The sequence below is a fragment of the Pseudomonas sp. DNDY-54 genome, assembly GCF_019880365.1.
GTDB classification, from domain to species: Bacteria; Pseudomonadota; Gammaproteobacteria; order Pseudomonadales; family Pseudomonadaceae; genus Stutzerimonas; species Stutzerimonas stutzeri_P.
In genome coordinates, this window is the sequence record NZ_CP082271.1 from 2,618,021 (window position 1) to 2,637,230 (window position 19,210).

Consider the following 19,210-nt stretch of genomic DNA (forward strand, 5'->3'; position numbering starts at 1 on the left):
ACTCGGCTCTAGCGAAACTGCGCCAGAAACCTAAGGTCGTTATCGAAGAACAGGCGTAAGTCGTTGACGCCATAACGCAGCATGGCCAGCCGTTCTGCCCCCATACCGAAAGCGAAACCTTGATATTTTTCCGGGTCGATACCGGACATGCGCAACACGTTTGGATGCACCATGCCGCAGCCCATCACCTCAAGCCAGCCGGTTTGCTTGCAAACACGACAGCCCTTCCCGCTGCACATGACACACTGCATATCCACTTCGGCCGATGGCTCAGTGAATGGGAAGAACGACGGGCGGAACCGAACACCTAAAGGTTTTTCGAAGAACACGCGCAAGAACTGTTCGATCGTTCCTTTCAGGTCTGCGAAGCTGATGCCCTCGTCGATCAGCAGGCCTTCGACCTGATGAAACATTGGCGAGTGGGTAATATCCGAGTCGCATCGGTAGACACGCCCCGGACAAACGATGCGGATGGGTGGCTGCTGCGACTCCATCGTTCGCACCTGAACCGGCGAAGTATGGGTACGCAACAGCATGTTGGCATTGAAATAGAAGGTGTCGTGCATCGCCCGGGCAGGGTGATGGCCCGGGATATTGAGGGCTTCGAAGTTGTGATAGTCATCTTCGACTTCCGGCCCTTCAGCGACGCGATAGCCAATATGGCTAAAAAACTGCTCGATCCGCTCTAGAGTGCGGGTAACCGGATGCAGCCCACCCGAGGCCTCCCCTCTGCCTGGCAGCGTCACATCGATTCGTTCGGCGGCCAGCTTGGCGCTTAGCGCAGCCTGCTCAAGACCCGCCTTTTTTGCGTTCAATGCGTCTTGGACTTGGGTCTTCGCTGCGTTGATGAGCGCACCGGCTTTGGGACGCTCCTCAGCAGACAACTTGCCCAGCGTCTGCATGACCTGGGTCAGCTCGCCTTTTTTCCCCAGATACTGAACGCGGATTTGCTCAAGGGCGTTGATGTCTTGACTATGTTGCACAGCCTCAAGCGCTTGCGAGACCAGTGCATCCAGGTTTTCCATGTACAACCTCCAGAGGTTCTTGCAGAACCGCACCAGGCAGACAGCACTTTGGCTACGGCCGGGTGCACTTTTGCAAATGCCCCTTCAGATACGAAATAGGGGAAGAGCACAAGGCTCTTCCCCTATCGGTGACGCTACGAATCCGAGGATTCGATTGTCGATGGGCTTAGGCCAGAGAAGCTTTGGCTTTTTCGACAATCGCAGCGAAAGCTGCTTTTTCGTTCACTGCCAACTCGGCCAGAACCTTACGGTCGATTTCGATGGCCGCTTTTTTCAGACCGGCAATGAAACGGCTGTAGGACAGACCATTTACACGAGCGCCGGCGTTGATACGAGCGATCCAAAGAGCGCGGAACTGGCGCTTCCGCTGACGGCGGTCACGGTAGGCATACTGGCCTGCTTTGATCACCGCCTGCTTGGCAACACGGAATACCCGCGAACGAGCGCCGTAGTAGCCTTTGGCGAGTTTCAGAATTTTCTTGTGACGGCGACGAGCGACGACGCCACGCTTAACACGAGCCATGAGTTATTCCTCTGAGTCTTGACCGATTAACGAACGCGCAGCATGCGCTCTACTTTTGCATTGTCAGACGGGTGCATCAGAGATGTACCACGCAGCTGACGCTTACGCTTGGTAGACATTTTGGTCAGGATGTGGCTCTTGAAAGCGTGCTTGTGCTTGTAGCCATTTGCCGTCTTTTTGAAGCGCTTTGCAGCGCCACTTTTAGTCTTCATCTTTGGCATGTTCGGTACTCCACATTGTGGGTGATTTCAAATAACCGCAAGGCCTGCCAGTGCCCTGGTGGTTACTTTTTCTTCTTGGGAGCGATGACCATGATCAGCTGGCGTCCTTCCATCTTTGGATGCTGTTCGACCGAACCGTATTCCGCGAGGTCACCTTCGACCCGCTTCAACAATTCCATCCCCAGCTCCTGATGCGCCATCTCACGACCGCGGAATCTCAACGAAACCTTGGCCCTGTCCCCGTCACTCAGGAAACGTACCAGATTGCGTAGCTTGACCTGGTAGTCGCCCTCTTCCGTCCCTGGACGAAACTTTACTTCTTTAACCTGGATCTGCTTCTGGTTCTTCTTCGCGGCAGCGACCTGCTTCTTCTTTTCGAAGAGGTGTTTGCCGTAATCCATGATCCGGCAAACAGGAGGAACTGCATCGGCGGAAATTTCCACCAAATCCAATTTGGCTTCTTCAGCTATACGAAGCGCTTCATCAATCGAGACGATGCCAACCTGCTCGCCATCAGCACCAATCAAACGGACCTCACGAGCCGAGATATTCTCGTTGATCGGGGCCTTGGGTGCAGCTCGTTTATCCTGTCTCATTTCACGCTTAATAGTCATTACTCCAATTCTTGGCGACCACGCCGGGAAACCGCTTGTGTCAGCAGCTGCGCAAAGTCGCCCAGGGGCATGGAGCCCAGATCGACGCCTTCACGGGTGCGCACAGCAACGGCTCGTGTCTCTACTTCCCTGTCTCCAATAACCAAGAGATAGGGAACCTTGAGCAAGGTATGCTCGCGGATTTTAAAGCCGATCTTTTCGTTTCTCAAGTCGGACTTGGCACGGAAGCCGCTTTGGTTGAGTGTTTTCTCCACTTCCAGTGCGAAATCAGCCTGTTTGTCGGTGATATTCATCACCACGGCTTGAGTCGGTGCCAGCCAGGCTGGGAATGCGCCTTCGTAATGCTCGATCAGAATGCCGATGAAACGTTCGAACGAGCCGAGAATGGCGCGATGCAACATCACCGGATGCTGACGATCATTATTCTCGCTGACGTACTCCGCCCCCAAACGAATCGGTAGATTGAAATCGAGCTGAAGCGTACCGCATTGCCACACACGACCTAAGCAGTCCTTAAGCGAAAACTCAATTTTCGGCCCATAGAACGCACCCTCACCAGGCTGCAATTCGTACGGAAGGCCGGCGCTGTCGAGCGCGGCGGCAAGCGCAGCTTCCGCCCGATCCCACAGCTCGTCGGACCCGACTCGCTTTTCGGGCCGGGTCGATAGCTTCAGCTCGATATTGTCGAAGCCAAAATCGGCATAGACCGCCTGAGTCAACTTGATGAATGCAGCAGACTCGGACTGCATCTGCTCTTCAGTGCAGAAAATATGTGCATCGTCCTGCGTAAACCCGCGGACCCGCATGATGCCGTGCAATGCGCCGGACGGCTCATTGCGATGACAAGCGCCAAATTCGGCGAGGCGCAACGGCAACTCGCGATAGCTTTTAAGTCCTTGGTTGTACACCTGCACGTGACAGGGGCAGTTCATCGGCTTGATCGCATAATCACGACTTTCCGACTCGGTGGTGAACATATTCTCAGCGTAGTTCGCCCAGTGACCGGACTTCTCCCACAAGCTCCGGTCGACGACCTGTGGCGTTCTTATTTCCTGATAACCGTTTTCACGCTGCACCACGCGCATGTATTGCTCGAGCACCTGATACAGGGTCCAGCCATTCGGATGCCAGAACACCATGCCAGGCGCTTCTTCCTGCGTATGGAACAGATCCAGGCGTTTGCCAATCTTGCGGTGATCACGCTTCTCGGCTTCTTCGATCCGCTGAATGTAGGCCGCGAGCTGTTTCTTATCAGCCCACGCAGTGCCGTAGATGCGCTGCAGTTGCTCGTTCTTCGCGTCACCGCGCCAGTAGGCGCCTGACAACTTTGTGAGCTTGAAGGACTTGAGGAAGCGAGTATTCGGCACATGCGGACCTCGGCACATGTCGACGTACTCTTCGTGGTAGTACAGCCCCATCGCCTGCTCGTCAGGCATGTCCTCGACCAGACGCAGCTTGTAATCCTCACCCCGCGATCGGAACACCTCGATGACTTCGGCGCGCGGTGTGACCTTCTTGATCACGTCGTACTCAGTATCGATCAGCAGCTTCATGCGCTGCTCAATTGCCGCCATGTCTTCCGGGGTAAACGGCCGCTCGAAGGCTATATCGTAATAGAAGCCTTCAGCGATGACCGGACCGATAACCATTTTCGCCGAGGGATAGAGCTGCTTGACCGCATGCCCAACCAGATGCGCACAGGAGTGACGGATGATCTCCAGGCCCTCTTCATCTTTTGGAGTGATGATCTGCAGACTGGCGTCGCTTTCGATCAAATCACAAGCATCAACCAACTGTCCGCTGACCTTACCTGCAAGGGTTGCCTTGGCCAGACCCGCACCGATGGACTGAGCCACCTGAAGTACGGATACCGGATGATCGAATGAACGCTGACTGCCGTCAGGAAGAGTAATGGTGGGCATGGCGCCTCCTCTCCTAGTGGTGACCCCTACCAAAGGCCACATGGGTTGGGATGAGCCAGGAAAGCGACCCGCCGAAAAACCTGCCGCACGGTGGCAGGAGCCCTAGGGCTGCTCGAGACGGACCGAAGTCACTGGAAATATGGAGCACGGATGCTTTCAGAAAGCCGCCGCACTGACAAGCAAGGCATAAAAAAAGGGCCGCTAGCGCGACCCTTTTCGGAATTGGTAGGCACAATTGGATTCGAACCAACGACCCCCACCATGTCAAGGTGGTGCTCTAACCAACTGAGCTATGTGCCTCCGATGGACGCGCATTCTAGAGATACGCCGGATAGAGTCAAGCAATTTTTCGCTAACTCACTGATATTCGTAATTATTGGATCTCGCGGTGCCCCGCTGCAGGGCTATGGCATCACGCCGGTCAGTCGGGATAGCATCGCCGTTAAATATTCAGAACAGAGCAAACAGTATGTCAAACACACCCTATCCCTTCTCTTATTACGCAGCAAGCGCAAACCCAGCCCCTGCCCGCGCAGCATTGGATAGCATGGTTGAGACCGACGTTTGCGTAATTGGCGCAGGCTACACCGGCCTGTCAACGGCTCTGTTTCTTCTGGAGCACGGTTTTCGTGTTGTCGTGCTGGAGGCAGCCAAAGTCGGGTTTGGAGCATCCGGACGCAACGGCGGGCAAATCGTGAACAGCTACAGCCGTGATATCGACAGTGTCGAGCGCAGCGCTGGAAGCCATGAAGCGCAGCTGATTGGGTCGATGGCGTTTGAAGGTGGGCAAATCATTCGCGAGCGGATCTCCCGTTACGGCATCAAATGCGACTTGAAGAACGGTGGCGTCTTTGCCGCTTTCAATGCTAAACAGATACGCCACCTCGAGGCACAAAAAGCCCTTTGGGAACGTTACGGCTACGACCAACTTGAGATGCTCGACCACAACGGCATCAGAAACGTCGTCGCTTGCGAGCGATACGCAGGTGGGATGCTGGATCACGGTGGTGGGCATATACATCCACTGAACCTTGCACTAGGCGAAGCGGATGCGGTCGAGTCGCTCGGCGGCGCGATTTATGAACAGAGCCCGGCAATCCGTATCGTTCGGGGAAGCAGGCCGCAGGTGCATACGCAGCGGGGCCAGGTAACCGCAAAGTTCGTTGTCGTTGCAGGCAATGCCTATTTAGGCGGACTGGTTCCGGAGCTCGCGGCTAAATCCATGCCGTGCGGTACCCAGGTCATCGCCACAGAACCCCTCGAGCCCGAACTGGCAGCAGCGTTGCTGCCGCAAGATTACTGCGTCGAGGACTGCAACTATCTGCTGGATTACTTTCGCCTGTCGGCCGACAAGCGTTTGATTTATGGAGGTGGCGTGGTCTACGGCGCTCGAGACCCCGCCGATATCGAAGCGATAATCCGGCCGAAAATGCTCAAAACGTTTCCACAGTTACGAGACGTGAAAACTGAGTTCACGTGGACCGGCAACTTCCTAATGACCCTGTCCCGTTTGCCTCAAGTTGGCCGGCTCGACGGCAACCTCTACTACTCTCAAGGCTGCAGTGGCCACGGCGTCACCTATACCCATATCGCTGGCAAAGTCATAGCTGAGGCGCTGAGAGGACAAGCCGAGCGCTTCGACGCCTTCGCGAGCCTGCCGCACTATCCGTTCCCAGGCGGACAGTCATTCAGCGCGCCATTAAGCGCCCTCGGCGCGCTCTATTACAGCATGCGAGACAGACTCGGCTTTTGATGGCTCATTGGGCCGGGCATGACGGAGGGGCTTCGCATGTAACGGCCTTCGCGCCCCCCGGAGGCAGAACAGCCTTGAAGCGGTTATCGTCGGGGGCCAACCGAGCCGCGCATGCGAGCGCTGCGGATGATTCAACACGGCAGCCCCACTCCGCCAACACCTGCGAAAGGTTGAACCAGCTAGCGGCGAATGAGCCATCGTGCTGGACGCTCGTCCGTAATGCTTTCTCCGCAGCAACTTTATCGCCCTGCTCATATCGGGCATTGGCAAGCACGAACCACGACAATCCACTCGACCAGCGCTCAGCTGCTGCTTCATACGCGGTGAGAGCCGCAGCATTGTGACCGGTTTGCTCAAGATCACTGGCAGCCTTCAACCAGGCCGTTTCCTTTACGGTAAGCGGCAGCCGATCGGGAGGGACCGTCACCACGGCCCAGCGACCGCCCTTGACCCAGCTCCGTTCGAACTGGCGAAAGGTACCTGTCCAACGGCGGGTAGTCCCAGATCGCAGCACCAGAGTTTGAGTGACGAGGTCGTACCCCACTACAACCGCGAAATGCCATTGAGGCCAGCGATCGAAAGCAAGGTTCTGCAGTACCAACACGGGATTACCCGCCGCCACCTCCGATAGCACCGCCTCCAGCTGCGGTTCAAGCGGGTACACCAGCAGATCGTGCGCGCGCGCAGCGGCGACCATCTCGACCTGCAAACTCCCTTTGCGTTGCGGCAGATAGACACGCGTTACGAGCTCGTCTGGCCCGGTAGCGACGCCGCGATGAGACAACATCGTGGCGAGCGCTGCAGGCCCGCATTGATAATCTTCTTGAGGAAAGAACGGGACATCAGCCAGTTCAACCTTTTCGGGGAGCCCGACGGACCCAATCGGGATTATTGGAGTCCGTGCGCACGCCCCGAGAAAGAACACAACGAGGAGCAGTACAAATCGTGGAATCAACGGTTGATACAGTTGACGAAATTGAAGATGTTAGTCGCGCAAAGCAGGTCGGTAATGATGAAAATCACCAAGAATAGAACGATGATACCGACAACACCCGCACCGGCCGGCGCCTGATCCAGCTGTTGGTTAAATTGCGCCAGCTCCGCTGGCGTCAGGCTATTGATCCGTTGCTCGACCTGATCTCGCTCAACCCCCATCGATACCAGTTTTTCCTGGACGTCTTTGTCCTCCAACATCGTGAGCAATTGTTGACGATCCACCTGCTGCTGATGCTCGGCAATGACTTCTGGTGTACCGATCATGGCTGCTTGGGCTAGGGGAATCTGTGCGAACAACATGAAATGCATAGCCGCCAACAGGGTAGCAATACGCTTCATAAGGGGCGAATTGAACATGGATGAACTCCTTATCGTTTTTGTTAGGTAGGCCAACGCAGATCGCAACGGGCCGTCGAAACTAAGACGACGACACTGTTCCGCCAGTTCCCTCGCACGCTAGGGTTTCATCAGCTTCGATCAAATGACCCCCTCTACAGAATGGCTTACAGGAGATATTTCAAATGCAACCGATTCGCTCGATCGCTCTAATGCTAGGTGGCGCCATTCTGATTGGCTGCCAATCATCACAGACAGAACCTGCTCTAGTACAAACGGCTGCGCAGTGCCATAGCTCTATCGTCCAGGGCCTTGTCGGAGAATTGGCTAGCCCGGCAACGCTCGATCAGGCGCGGCGGGAAAGCGGCGCCGCCGTAGCCAGGATCCTTCGGCCCGGAGACATCGTGACACTGGAATACAACGCTCAACGCCTGTCCCTGACAACAGATGAAGCGATGGTGATTCAGCGAATCACCTGCGGGTAATCGCATCGCCATTGGTCGCGTTACAGCCCAGAACGGCAGCTAAGGGTTGAAGGTCAAACGAAACGGCCTGTAGGCTAATGAAAGCTAATTGCCATGACGCCCCTCCTCATGGCGACCCTTTCCAGCGGCGGTTCAGCTCTGCGCAACCGCATGACATGCGAGCGCACATGCAGTATCAACATGCACGCAGGATGGCACCCTTTGTTCTGGCCGTGCTGTTTCTTGCCATCATGGCACTCAAGGATTCCCCAAACTCACAGCTCTACCTCGGCGCCGACAAGCTATACCACTGGTTAGGCTTCAGCATCCTGACGTATACGGCTCACCGGGCATTCCCGGCAATCAGGCTGGGCTCGTTGTTCGTCTGGATCTTGGTAGGCGCCGCTTCGATAGAGCTGTTGCAGGCGCTCACGCCATCTCGCACGCCATCGCTGGCGGACATGACCATCAATATCGTTGGGATCATGAGCGGCCTTGGCGCGACCCAGTTGATGAAGCCGACGCATCCGAAACCATCAAAACGGCGGCGGAAATCGACCAGAAAGAGACGTACCCGCCGCCTCGAGGCGGAGCAAACCCGGAAAGAGGTTTCCTGATCGATTTGCGCCATGCGTCTCCAGGCAGCGACTAACTGCAGCTGCTAATGACGCTCAGTGCGCCAGAGCCCTCCGCGTCCTTAGGCTCGTTGCCGAAACTGACTTTGGCGGTGTGAGAAAGAAATACAAGTCGTAGCGCTTAATGACCGCCTGGGCCAACAGCGGTGCAATCAGCCCAACCAATGTCCCTAGGATCAGGTGCACTGGAATCGAATCAACACCCATGAAACTGCTCAGGATCACTCGAATTCCACTTCCGGCAAGAATATGCATGAGATAGATCGTCATCGAAGAGGCGCCAAGAAAAAGCAGCCACTCAATGCGGACCCTGCCTAGCCACATCGCCAAAGCAATCATGAAGAAGATCGAGACGGTCGCCAGCGCAAGCACTGGTAAGCCTCCTACCTCCCAGTTCAAACCGAAGGTGACATGAAATACATACTGCCCTCCCACAAATAGCGCACCAAATAACAAGGTGAGCTGGACATAACGGGCGAGAAAAAAAGCCTTGATCTCGTTAAACCAGACACCTAGCGCAAAGAACACAGCGTTGCCAAAAATGAACTTGCCAACATTGCCCATGGGCAGTTCTTGCTTGAAGACGTAGAGGGCGCCGAACATCAACAATATCGGCAGGAAGTAGCGACGATCCGCCTTCGCATAGACGAAGGAGCACACGACGAAGACCAGAAACAGCGCATAAAGAAACCAGAATTGCGCGCGCGGCGACCACAGCAACGAGAAGACCTGTCCGAACGTGACCTCACCATTGGTGTAGTTAGACAGCACCACCTCAATGAGACCCTGCAACAGCGACCAGACGATGAACGGGTAGACGACGGTGTCTACCTTATTAACAATCAGCCCGGTCTTTCCCCGTTTCATTAAAGAATCGTAAAAGAACAAACCCGACAAGAAGAAAAACAGTGGCATGTGGAAGCTATAGATGATGCTGTCGACGAGAAGGTAGGTGCTCTCCTCCATTGGCAAGCCGGCGTTGAATACACCACGAGCGACATGTCCGTAGACGACCAGGATGATCCCAATGGCTTTGGCGTAATCGACCCAGGCATTTCTCTCCTGCATCACATTTCTCCTTGTTATGGGTAATACCAAACGCATCGCAGCCAGGGCTGGCGCGGATGGGAAAGGTAGACAATGAGAATTGCGATCAGTTTATTGCTGGCGCCGACCTGTCGACGTTGGCCGACGTAATGCACCGGCGCGGTGATTCATCGCGAGCCAAGCGAACGCTTAGTTGAGCAGCTCGGCAAACGAAATGAAGCGTACAAGCTCACCCTCTTCCAGCTGGCTATGCTCGCGCACTTCAACCAGCCCATCCGCCCAGACCGCGCTGCGTAGGATAGAGGAGCTCTGGTTCGTATACAGCACGGCTGTGCCAGCCTGGAGACGCGCCCTCAGGAATTCACGCCGCTTGCCCGGCTTAGTCCAGCTGAAGCCCGCCGGCACTCTGAAACTCAGCGGCTCGATGTCTGAAGCGCCCATCCGCCGCAGCAGATAGGGGCGTGTCAGAAGACCGAAGGTAACCAGCGTGGAGGCCGGATTGCCAGGCAATCCGATGACTTCGACACCACGATAGCTGCCGCAAGTCAGAGGTTTGCCCGGTTTGATGGCAAGCTTCCACAGCGTAAGATCACCCTCTTCGCGCAATACTTGACCAAGATAATCGGCTTCTCCTACCGACACACCGCCGGTCGACAAGATCAAATCCACGTGGTCCAAGCTCGCCAGGCATTTGCGAACCTGACCGACATCATCAGGCATGATGCCCGCATCGATGACTTCACAGCCCAGGCGCTGCAGCCAGTGACGCAACAGTACCCGGTTGCTGTTATAGATTTTCCCCGGCTGAAGCGCGTTGCCCGGCTCGACCAACTCGTCACCCGTCGAAAGCAGAGCGACCCGGATCTTGCGCTTTACCTTGAGTCGAGATGCGCCCAATGAGGCGGCGAGGCCCAGCTCGATTGCCCCCAAGCGCACGCCGGCATCTAGCACCGGCTCGCCCGTCTGGGCCTCCCCGCCCTGCGGGCGGACGTGCTGACCGCGCCGTACGGGCTCCACGAAGCGGATCCGTCCATCATCAAGCACGGCGACGTTTTCCTGCATCTCCACGGTATCGGCACCTGCTGGCATTGGCGCGCCCGTGAATATCCGAGCACAACTGCCGGGATCCAAAGGACTCGGAGGGCTACCGGCGAAAATCCTCTGGCTCACACGTAACGGTTGCGCATCCAGATCCGCCGCGCGAAACGCATACCCGTCCATGGCACTGTTTGGCCATGGCGGTAGATCCATTCGCGAAATCAGAGGCTCAGCCAGGATTCGCCCCGCAGCCTCGTCGATCGAAACACACTCGACTTCTTTAATAGGAGAGCCTTCGGCCTGCCTGAGCAGCGCTTCAAGCGCCTCCTCCACTGGCATCAGCGCCGATGATTCACCCGCCATCACCCACGGCTCTCGCAAGGCTCAGCCTGCTTCAGGTGAGGGATGAAATTACAGGGGCGAAAGCGCGCATCGAGCTGCTCGGCAAGAATGCCATCCCAAGCCGTCCGGCACGCACCGGTAGAGCCGGGTAGGCAACAGACCAGTGTGGAATTAGACAGCCCTGCCAGTGCGCGCGATTGCACGGTAGAACTCCCTATATCCGAAACCGATATCTGGCGAAACAATTCACCGAAGCCGTCCACTTGTTTATCCAGGAGACAACCCACCGCCTCCGGCGTACTGTCCCGTGCAGTGAAACCAGTCCCGCCGGTAATCAATACAACCTGCACGATATCCTCCGCGATCCAGTTCGCGACTTGAGCGCGGATCCGATATATGTCGTCCTTTAGCAACACCCGCGCGGCGAGCCGATGACCTGCCGCTAAAAGACGGTCGACGAGCAGTTGACCGGACGTATCAGTTTCCATAGTGCGAGTGTCGCTGACCGTCAGGACAGCAATATTCAACGGAACAAAGGATTGATCAGCGAGATGGCTCATTCAGGCTTCCGGTTGTTGGTATCGATTTCCGGGTGTTATATCACAGGCTTTTGATGGAGCACTTGATGGGACAAGACAAGCTTTTGGATTGCTCGATCTTGCTGCTGGCTGGTGGCCGCGGGCAGCGAATGGGTGGGCAGGACAAAGGGCTGGTGGAGTGGCACGGCAAGCCGCTCATCGCATGGTCACACCGTATAGCACGCCCGATGACCGATGACCTGCTTGTTTCCTGCAACCGAAACCAATCAGCTTACGCGCCCTTCGCGGATCGTCTGGTCGCCGATGATGAAGCGGATTTTCCCGGCCCGCTTGCCGGTATCCGATCAGGGCTGGCCGCAGCACGCCATAAATGGCTGATAGTTTTGCCGTGCGACGCTCCGTTGATCAATAAGGTGCTGCTCAACGAGCTGTATGCAATGGCTCAAGCGGAGCCAGGTAGGCCGATAATGGTTCGACGAGGCGAGCAATGGGAGCCACTGTTCTGCATCATTCCGGTGGATCTCGGAGCCACAATAGAAGAGGCGTGGCTGTCTGGCGAGCGAAGCAACCGGAAAATATTGCTGGCGCTTCAAGCGCGTGCACTCAACCTCCGAGTGGATGACACCCGACTCGCCAATCTGAACTCACCCGAACTGCTAGCGCTGCATGAGCCACGCTTGGGAACTTAGCACGGCCGATCACCGTCACAGACGCAACTATCCAGAGGAGATTCATCATGCGCGCAGCAACCGGACCTACACTCGCATTACTGGCCGGACTAGCCCTTCTCGCGGGCTGCTCGAGCCCCAGCGTAATTACCCTCAACGATGGACGTGAAATACAGACGCTGGACCATCCAGAATATGATGATGAAGCCGGGTTCTACGAGTTCGAAGGTATCGACGGCAAGCCAGGCAGAGTCAATAAAGATCAGGTTCGTACCGTTCAAGAACTTTGAGATCAGCGCGATTCGCGATCTCTGCTTCAGTGCCGGACCCTATGCATGGCGGTAGAAAAAACGAGCCTCCAAGCTCTTGTGGCGTAAACATTTTTCTGTAAAATGCGCGCCATTCGGAGCGTAGCGCAGCTTGGTAGCGCGTCTCGTTCGGGACGAGAAGGTCGCTGGTTCGAATCCAGTCGCTCCGACCAAAACCCTTGCATCAGACGCTATACGTCAGATGAAAAAACCGGCCAATGGCCGGTTTTTTTGGTTTCTGGCCTAATGATTCTGCAAACCAGAAAAGCTACAACGTGTTAGCGCCTCTTTCCTCACGGACAGGCGAGTTACGCGATTACTGTATGCAACGGCAGATCACTGGAGAATGCTACATATCGCTTATTGCCGCAGAAACCAGACAACCTGCTCTATCTCAAACGGCCAGTCCAGCTCAAGACCCGTGTCAACTCGCCGCAACACGGGTATCCGCAAGCCATAATCCTCAACCCACCCTGGGCGGTCGGCAATATCGATCAGTTCAACTAGCAAACCGTTTTCAACCAAAGGCAAAACCACCGCCTCAGCTTGCTCGCATAAGTGGCAACCCAGTGTTCCGAACAGTTGGCATTCCGGTAAATACATAGAGAGCGCTCGCAGACAATACCCGTAATTCTAGCAGCCTAAACTCCATCCGGATTACGCGTTTTCGGCACTCTCAGTCAGGGCGAAGCCTCTGGAAAATGTGACGTTGAGCCCACTCAAACGACGGTTTGATTTTCGCAATCGACGGAACGCTGGCGAAAGGCTAGGATGCTGCAGCCCAAGCGGCCTGAGAGCTAGAGGGCCGGAGGTGTAAGTGAGCATCGGTGGCGATTTTTCGAGGCATATCAAGTTGGCCCGGGAGAACTGCCGACAGGTTAGTCGATACCTCCAAGCTTAAGCCTGAAAGACTAAGGTCTAAGGGTTCAATTACTGATGTAGTGTTTAATTACACAGCGCCGTAAGAGCGACTTCAGAGCATCATCCAACGAGGAGAAATAAGAAATGCTCAAGACCCCAATCGCCCGGGGCGTGGCCCTAGCCACTCTGGGAGCAACACTGGCCATCCCCACCATGGCTCAAGCTGCATTTGTTGACGACAGTAAGGTCAACCTGGAGCTGCGTAACTTTTACTTCAATAGCGACAATCGTTCCGTCGCCTCAAACGCGCAATCGAAGACAGAAGAATGGGCTCAGGGCTTCATTTTGCGTGCAGAGTCAGGCTTTACAGACGGTACAGTAGGCTTCGGTGTGGATGCGCTAGGCCTCCTAGGCGTCAAGCTGTACTCAAGTGAGGACACTGGCGGAACTGGCCTTATGCCAAGCGGGTTCGGAAACGAGGCCCCTGATGACTTCTCCTCACTGGGCCTGACAGCCAAGGCAAAGATCTCCAAAACGGTGCTGAAAGTCGGCACAATCGAACCCAAAAACATGGCAATCTCGCGTAGCGACTCACGCTTGCTGCCACAAACATTCAAGGGCGGTCAGATCATTTCCAATGAGATCGATGGCCTCACTTTGGACGCCGGTTACCTGACCGAAGAAAACGACCGCGATTCCACCAATTACGAAGACCTGAAGTTCGGAGGCAAGGGCGGGAATACCGGTGACAAGCCTGAAGACTTTCTGTTTGCTGGCGCTACCTATTCTTTCACGCAAGATCTGAAAGGTGCGTACTACTACAGCAATCTTGAGGAAGTCTACAAACAGCACTCGTTCAACCTCATTCATGTGCTCCCGCTCGGAGATAATCAGTCTCTCAAGACTGACCTACGCTATGCTCGCTCCACTGACGACGGCTCATCCACTGTCGACAACAAAGCACTCGGCGCAATGGTTACCTACTCCGTGACCGGTCACAGCTTCGGTCTGGGTTACCAAAAGATGAGCGGTGATACTGGATTCGCCTACACTGGCGCCGGCACGGACCCATACTTGGTTAACTATGTGATGCTTGCCGCCGACTTTGCGTACGCCGACGAGCAATCATGGCAGGCACGTTACGATTATAACTTCGCAGCCGTAGGCATTCCGGGCCTGACGTTCATGACCCGTTATGTTACCGGTGATAACTTCAATTTCGGAACCGACACTGGCCGCAACGGCAAAGAGTGGGAGCGCAATACCGATATTGGATATGTCTTCCAGGAAGGGGCGCTTAAAAACCTCGGCGTGAAGTGGCGGAATGGCACATACCGTAGCAACTCCACCAAGGATATCGACCAGAACCGTCTGATCGTCAGCTACACCATTCCGCTGATGTAAATAGCGGCTAGTGCACGCAAGTGCACTGAGAAATAGAAAACCCGCTCCGGCGGGTTTTCTTTTTTGTCTTACTTTTCTATTTAGATACAGCGCTTGAGAGAGGTACGACGTTATATGGCGAAGCTCTGACATTAATTAGATCAAACGAAACGGGAACCTTGCGTCACTAGCATGCTCGAAACCCTAGGCACCGGGACCTGACGTCCCTGCGAGATCGAGAGGAGCTACAGATGTCTACTGAATCGACTTTTGGCACCAGCGACAACACGCCAATCCCTGACGGAACAACCAGCACCAATCCTTCGTCTCTGATCGACAAATCCGCTCATCGCCGCAATCTGCAGACTGCACAGAATGCGCTGATCGAAGAATTCCACACCCTTATCGGTGACACTGAGCGCCTGCTGAAGCACACGCAAAACACAGCCGGAACCCAGACCGAAGAGTTGCGCGGCAAGATCAACGCCAACCTCAGTCGAGCGCGCCAGATGCTCAAAGAGCAGGAAGGCTCCCTGCGTGAGCAAGGCCAGGCAGCCATCCAATGCACCGAAGAATATGTGCACACACATCCATGGCAATCGATTGGCATTGCTGCGGGCGTCGGCTTTCTCTTCGGCTTGATCACCCGCCGCTAATGTGGGGAACAGACCCAATGGAAACCAGGCACGCTGACGATGCCCCCGCTCCTTCCATCAAGAAGATGGGCAGCGCCATAGCTGGCCTCGTTCAAGGGCATTTGGAACTCATCGGCATTGAGATCCAAGAAGAGCGAGTCCGGGTATTCAAGCTTTTCCTTCTTGCCAGTGTCAGCTTGATACTCGGCCTGCTCATTCTCGTTGGGCTGTCAGCTGCAATCGTGATCGCGTTTTGGGACAGCAATCCTATTGCGGCGATTCTCGTGCTATGCGCGGTCTATGCGGTCGTGCTGGGGATCTGTATTAGCCGAGCAATCCGCCTCGCCAAGGAAAGTGCCTCGCCGTTTCAAGCGACGGTCGAAGAATTAGCCCGCAATCGGGAGCGTCTACTACCATGAGCCTGCCACTTAGTAGCTCAAGCGATTTGGCCATGCGCAAGGACCTCGTGCGGTTGCGCATGGAGATGAACCGTCAACAGGTTCTTTACCACTCGCAGCCGCTGGTCCATCCCTTCCAACGGATAAAAGGAATGGTAGCGAATCGTGGATTGAGTGCACGCCCCCATATTGGAAAGGGCCCGCTGATGATTGCCGCCACCCTGGGGCTCACCTTGTTTGGCCGACGTCTCGGTAAAGTTGGCAAATTAGCGAGAGTCGGCATGATGCTTTATCCGCTTATCCGCAAGATGCGGCACTAGTTGCAAACGTCATGTGTCTTGTCGTTTACACTGCTAGCCGACCGGCGGGTTAGCGGTAAAGGGCGAGGCAGACGGTGACTACCGCACCCTGACGTCCCGCCATTGTTGCTTGGACAGCAAGCACGACCTGCCCGAAAAGCAGAATGCTGCGCAGGGCAAACCGCCCAACTGGCGACACCTAGGAGGTTGCTCTTTGGATTGGCACACGCTGCTAAATCGTGAACGGCTCGGAAAATCCGTACACAGTAGCGAAGAGCTTGGTCGAAGCCCTTTTCATAAAGATCACGACAGAATCATCTTTTCCGGGGCGTTCCGCCGGCTTGGGCGCAAGACGCAAGTGCATCCGGTATCCAGCAACGACCATATCCACACGCGCCTCACCCATTCGCTCGAAGTCAGCTGCGTCGGGCGTTCACTCGGCATGCGGGTGGGCGAGGTGCTACGTGACGACTTGCCGGAATGGTGCAACCCTGCCGACTTGGGGATGGTCATCCAATCCGCCTGCCTCGCTCATGACATCGGTAATCCACCGTTTGGACACTCGGGTGAAGACGCCATCCGACACTGGTTTCAACAAGCCGCAGGGCGTGGCTGGCTAGACGACATGAGCAATGCCGAGCGAGCCGACTTTCTCAACTTCGAGGGAAATGCCCAGGGCTTCAGGGTGCTTACGCAGCTCGAATACCATCAATTCGACGGCGGGACCCGTCTAACTTATGCAACGCTTGGGACCTATCTCAAGTACCCGTGGACGTCCCGTCATGCGGAAGCCCTAGGCTACAAAAAACACAAGTTCGGCTGCTACCAAAGCGAGCTGCCATTGCTTGAGCAGATCGCGTCCAAGCTCGGGTTGCCGAAACTCGACGACCAACGCTGGGCACGCCACCCTCTGGTTTACCTGATGGAGGCGGCAGATGACATCTGCTACGGCCTCATCGATCTTGAGGATGGTCTTGAGATGGATCTGCTCGACTATTCAGAAGTCGAGGCCTTGCTGTTGAACCTGGTCGGCGATGACCTGCCGGAAACCTACCGACAGCTCGGCCCCAAGGATTCACGCCGGCGCAAGCTGGCAATCCTCAGAGGCAAGGCGATCGAGCATCTCACTAACGCAGCTGCGCACGCTTTCGTCGAACAGCAAAAAGCGTTGCTCGCGGGCAACCTTGCCGGTGATCTCGTGGAGCACATGCATGGCCCTGCTAAGCAATGCGTCCTGCAAGCTAAAGCCATGGCGCGCGAAAAAATCTTCCAGGATAAACGCAAGACGCTGCATGAGATCGGCGCCTACACCACGCTCGAGATTCTGCTCAACGCTTTCTGCGGCGCTGCACTGGAACAGCACGGTGGGCGAACCCCATCGTTCAAGAACCGCCGCATACTGGATCTGCTCGGCAGCAACGCACCGGATCCCGACTGGCCGCTATATCAGTCATTCGTGCGGATGATCGACTTCATCGCAGGCATGACCGACAGCTATGCGACAGAGATGGCCGGCGAAATGACCGGACGTTCGAGCCCGACGTGAGCGCGATGAAGAAGCGGCTTTGGGAACTCGTTGGCTGGCAACCTGGCCGCCCCGCCTGGGGCGCGGCAGCCATTGCGGGTCTAGGCTGCGCGTTACCGCTTTTGCTCGGATTGTTCAGCGGCCATGCCGGCTTTCTATGGGCAACGGTCGGGGCTTTCCAGGCGGCCAAAGCCAACCCCCTGCATCGCCTCGGCATGCTTCGGATGCTGTTGTTGATTGGTCTTGGCGCGTGCAGTGCCGGTCTCGGCTTTTGGTCGGCGACTCACCCGCTAATCAGCCTCGGTCTGTTTGCCTTCTATGGCCTGTTGTTGGCATGGCTTCAGCGTTACGGCAGCGAAGCCGGCAAGCTCGGAATCGGCCTGGCTATTTGTCTGTGTCTAGGTCAGGGCCAATACGGGATCGGAGATTTCAACAACCCCCAGGCGATTGCCGCACTGTTCGCCCTGGGCGGGCTGTGGGTTACCTTATTGGCCTTCGGGTTACGCGGCATGCACGGGTTGCGCATGTGGCCGTACATGCCAAGGCTGTTCAGCTTGATCAAAGTACTGCGCCGTCGTGCGAGACGCACACCGATACGCGAATGGCGCCAGCATGCGCTGACGTATGTGCTCGCCGCTTCCGCCAGCGGCCTGATTGTCACCATTGGCAATCTTCCGCGCGGTTATTGGCTGACCCTGGCGGTATTCACTACCTTGCAAATGGATCTGCAGCGCAGCCTCATACGGGCACTGCAAGCTAGCATCGCGATTTTCTGTGCCGCTGCGGTGTTGATCTACATGGGCCATAGCCTGGCCGATCCACCTGTGATGGTCATGATCATGCTGCCACTGGTGATGCTCAGCCGGGCTTTCCAGGCCCATCACTACGGACTGTTCGTTCTACAGACGACACTTAGCTTCGTATTGCTGGCCGAGACGCTGGCGCAAGATTGGGAATTGCCGCAACTGAGGTTGATAAACGCAGCGATTGGCGTCGGCGTAGCCTTGGCGGTAACCCTGCTGATGTACCTTCTGCGTCGGTTGATCGCTCGGACTGCATTGCGCAAATCCGAACGAACAGCTGCAACCGATCAGGACAAAAACGACTCGATCATGCCTTAGCGTTGATCTCGTTTTCTGGGTACCAGACATCCATCAACGGGCTCACGTTGAATTCGGCTAGCTCGCTGCGGCCCTTCAGCCACGCCTCGACCTGACCGCGTTGCTCCTCGTTAACCGAGCCACGGCTGGCCAGACAAACGAAACCGTAGTCCTCACCGCCAATATAGCCAAGATCATTGGCTTCGATGGCCTCGTTCAGAAAGGCCTCTAGAAAATCGTCTACTGCCTTGGCTTCGAGGCCGTCACGGTAGGTCAGGTTTACTTCGAAACCTAGTTCCTGGAATTCGTCGACACAGAGTTTCTTGCGCAAGCGACGCGAGCGATTGGTAGCCATTGAGCCGGTCCTTATTTCTTACATGATGACGGCGCGCACTCTAACAGCAACGCGTTGCTTGTGCGATTAGAGACGCCTGCCTTCGGCGCTGGACATGCAAAGCAATAGCAGCTGGAGAGTTCTTTTTTGCGGAGGCTGGAGGTCGTCGGCTACGCTTGTCGGATGAGAAGTACGTCACTTCTTGGACGTGGGCATAATGGCCCGCCATCCTTCCCTGAACGCA

At 55.9% G+C, this 19,210-nt stretch carries 23 protein-coding genes and 2 tRNA genes; 12 read left to right on the forward strand and 13 right to left on the reverse strand.

The window, feature by feature from the left end:
• Positions 1–8: 8 nt before the first annotated feature.
• From pheS to K4O48_RS12100, 6 genes are all read right to left on the reverse strand, one after another.
• A complete protein-coding gene (pheS, locus tag K4O48_RS12075) occupies positions 9–1,025 on the reverse strand; it encodes a phenylalanine--tRNA ligase subunit alpha (RefSeq protein ID WP_222908529.1) in 1,017 nt (338 codons plus the stop codon).
• A gap of 166 nt (positions 1,026–1,191) precedes the next feature.
• A complete protein-coding gene (rplT, locus tag K4O48_RS12080) occupies positions 1,192–1,548 on the reverse strand; it encodes a 50S ribosomal protein L20 (RefSeq protein ID WP_019339387.1) in 357 nt (118 codons plus the stop codon).
• A 26-nt stretch (positions 1,549–1,574) separates the two neighbouring features.
• Positions 1,575–1,769, reverse strand: a complete 195-nt coding sequence (rpmI, locus tag K4O48_RS12085; RefSeq protein ID WP_019339386.1) for a 50S ribosomal protein L35 — start codon at positions 1,767–1,769, stop codon at positions 1,575–1,577.
• A 62-nt stretch (positions 1,770–1,831) separates the two neighbouring features.
• Positions 1,832–2,383 (reverse strand): translation initiation factor IF-3, encoded by a 552-nt coding sequence (infC, locus tag K4O48_RS12090; RefSeq protein WP_019339385.1) that lies wholly within the window; start codon positions 2,381–2,383, stop codon positions 1,832–1,834.
• Complete coding sequence (thrS, locus tag K4O48_RS12095; protein ID WP_222908530.1) at positions 2,383–4,305, reverse strand: threonine--tRNA ligase; 1,923 nt, start codon at positions 4,303–4,305, stop codon at positions 2,383–2,385. The genes infC and thrS overlap by 1 nt, the downstream gene beginning before the upstream one ends.
• A gap of 223 nt (positions 4,306–4,528) precedes the next feature.
• Positions 4,529–4,605: transfer RNA gene (locus K4O48_RS12100), tRNA-Val, on the reverse strand.
• A 169-nt stretch (positions 4,606–4,774) separates the two neighbouring features.
• Between K4O48_RS12100 and K4O48_RS12105 the strand changes: the two genes are divergently transcribed.
• Positions 4,775–6,058 carry an NAD(P)/FAD-dependent oxidoreductase gene (locus K4O48_RS12105; protein ID WP_222912086.1) on the forward strand — a complete coding sequence of 428 codons (1,284 nt, stop codon included), beginning with the start codon at positions 4,775–4,777 and terminating at the stop codon, positions 6,056–6,058.
• A 4-nt stretch (positions 6,059–6,062) separates the two neighbouring features.
• Here K4O48_RS12105 and K4O48_RS12110 read toward each other — a convergent pair whose 3' ends face one another.
• Together K4O48_RS12110 and K4O48_RS12115 are read right to left on the reverse strand one after the other, a co-directional pair.
• Positions 6,063–7,013, reverse strand: coding sequence for a PA2778 family cysteine peptidase (locus K4O48_RS12110; protein ID WP_222908531.1), 951 nt, complete (start codon positions 7,011–7,013; stop codon positions 6,063–6,065).
• Entirely contained in the window at positions 7,010–7,411 is a 402-nt protein-coding gene (locus K4O48_RS12115) for a PA2779 family protein (RefSeq protein WP_222908533.1), read from the reverse strand. The genes K4O48_RS12110 and K4O48_RS12115 overlap by 4 nt, the downstream gene beginning before the upstream one ends.
• A gap of 164 nt (positions 7,412–7,575) precedes the next feature.
• Here K4O48_RS12115 and K4O48_RS12120 point away from each other — a divergent pair, with 164 nt between their 5' ends.
• On the forward strand, positions 7,576–7,875 hold the full coding sequence (locus K4O48_RS12120) for an I78 family peptidase inhibitor (RefSeq protein ID WP_222908535.1): 300 nt from the start codon (positions 7,576–7,578) through the stop codon (positions 7,873–7,875).
• Between the two features lie 77 nt (positions 7,876–7,952).
• Positions 7,953–8,471 carry a VanZ family protein gene (locus K4O48_RS12125; protein WP_260523620.1) on the forward strand — a complete coding sequence of 173 codons (519 nt, stop codon included), beginning with the start codon at positions 7,953–7,955 and terminating at the stop codon, positions 8,469–8,471.
• A 54-nt stretch (positions 8,472–8,525) separates the two neighbouring features.
• Here K4O48_RS12125 and K4O48_RS12130 read toward each other — a convergent pair whose 3' ends face one another.
• The 3 genes from K4O48_RS12130 to moaB all read right to left on the reverse strand — a co-directional run bounded on the left by K4O48_RS12130 (position 8,526) and on the right by moaB (position 11,476).
• Positions 8,526–9,557: an acyltransferase family protein gene (locus K4O48_RS12130; protein WP_222908537.1), complete on the reverse strand. Its 1,032-nt coding sequence runs from the start codon at positions 9,555–9,557 to the stop codon at positions 8,526–8,528.
• 168 nt (positions 9,558–9,725) lie between these two features.
• Complete coding sequence (gene glp, locus K4O48_RS12135) at positions 9,726–10,937, reverse strand: gephyrin-like molybdotransferase Glp (RefSeq protein ID WP_222912087.1); 1,212 nt, start codon at positions 10,935–10,937, stop codon at positions 9,726–9,728.
• On the reverse strand, positions 10,937–11,476 hold the full coding sequence (gene moaB / locus K4O48_RS12140) for a molybdenum cofactor biosynthesis protein B (RefSeq protein WP_222908539.1): 540 nt from the start codon (positions 11,474–11,476) through the stop codon (positions 10,937–10,939). Before moaB ends, glp begins: the two co-directional genes overlap by 1 nt.
• A gap of 65 nt (positions 11,477–11,541) precedes the next feature.
• Between moaB and mobA the strand changes: the two genes are divergently transcribed.
• The 3 genes from mobA (at position 11,542) to K4O48_RS12155 (ending at position 12,604) form a co-directional block, all read left to right on the forward strand.
• Positions 11,542–12,144, forward strand: coding sequence for a molybdenum cofactor guanylyltransferase MobA (gene mobA / locus K4O48_RS12145; RefSeq protein WP_222908541.1), 603 nt, complete (start codon positions 11,542–11,544; stop codon positions 12,142–12,144).
• A gap of 47 nt (positions 12,145–12,191) precedes the next feature.
• A complete protein-coding gene (locus K4O48_RS12150; protein ID WP_222908542.1) occupies positions 12,192–12,413 on the forward strand; it encodes a YgdI/YgdR family lipoprotein in 222 nt (73 codons plus the stop codon).
• Positions 12,414–12,527: 114 nt separating this feature from the next.
• Positions 12,528–12,604: transfer RNA gene (locus tag K4O48_RS12155), tRNA-Pro, on the forward strand.
• Between the two features lie 187 nt (positions 12,605–12,791).
• Here K4O48_RS12155 and K4O48_RS12160 read toward each other — a convergent pair.
• The gene (locus K4O48_RS12160) at positions 12,792–13,034 is read right to left on the reverse strand and encodes a glutaredoxin family protein (RefSeq protein ID WP_222908543.1); all 243 of its coding nucleotides are present in this window, start codon (positions 13,032–13,034) and stop codon (positions 12,792–12,794) included.
• 402 nt (positions 13,035–13,436) lie between these two features.
• On the opposite strand from K4O48_RS12160, the gene K4O48_RS12165 reads away from it, so the two are divergent.
• The 6 genes from K4O48_RS12165 (at position 13,437) to K4O48_RS12190 (ending at position 18,653) form a co-directional block, all read left to right on the forward strand.
• Positions 13,437–14,696 (forward strand): OprD family porin, encoded by a 1,260-nt coding sequence (locus K4O48_RS12165; RefSeq protein ID WP_222908545.1) that lies wholly within the window; start codon positions 13,437–13,439, stop codon positions 14,694–14,696.
• A 230-nt stretch (positions 14,697–14,926) separates the two neighbouring features.
• Positions 14,927–15,331 carry a YqjD family protein gene (locus K4O48_RS12170; RefSeq protein ID WP_222908547.1) on the forward strand — a complete coding sequence of 135 codons (405 nt, stop codon included), beginning with the start codon at positions 14,927–14,929 and terminating at the stop codon, positions 15,329–15,331.
• Positions 15,332–15,348: 17 nt separating this feature from the next.
• Positions 15,349–15,729, forward strand: coding sequence for a phage holin family protein (locus K4O48_RS12175; RefSeq protein WP_222908549.1), 381 nt, complete (start codon positions 15,349–15,351; stop codon positions 15,727–15,729).
• Positions 15,726–16,028, forward strand: coding sequence for a hypothetical protein (locus tag K4O48_RS12180; protein WP_222908551.1), 303 nt, complete (start codon positions 15,726–15,728; stop codon positions 16,026–16,028). Before K4O48_RS12175 ends, K4O48_RS12180 begins: the two co-directional genes overlap by 4 nt.
• 193 nt (positions 16,029–16,221) lie before the next feature.
• Positions 16,222–17,553 (forward strand): deoxyguanosinetriphosphate triphosphohydrolase, encoded by a 1,332-nt coding sequence (locus K4O48_RS12185; RefSeq protein WP_222908552.1) that lies wholly within the window; start codon positions 16,222–16,224, stop codon positions 17,551–17,553.
• 5 nt (positions 17,554–17,558) lie between these two features.
• Positions 17,559–18,653, forward strand: coding sequence for an FUSC family protein (locus K4O48_RS12190; RefSeq protein ID WP_222908554.1), 1,095 nt, complete (start codon positions 17,559–17,561; stop codon positions 18,651–18,653).
• On the opposite strand, the gene K4O48_RS12195 is transcribed toward K4O48_RS12190, so the two are convergent.
• Entirely contained in the window at positions 18,643–18,987 is a 345-nt protein-coding gene (locus K4O48_RS12195; RefSeq protein WP_222908556.1) for a YggL family protein, read from the reverse strand. The two genes, K4O48_RS12190 and K4O48_RS12195, sit on opposite strands and share 11 nt — an antisense overlap.
• Between the last annotated feature and the right edge of the window lie 223 nt (positions 18,988–19,210).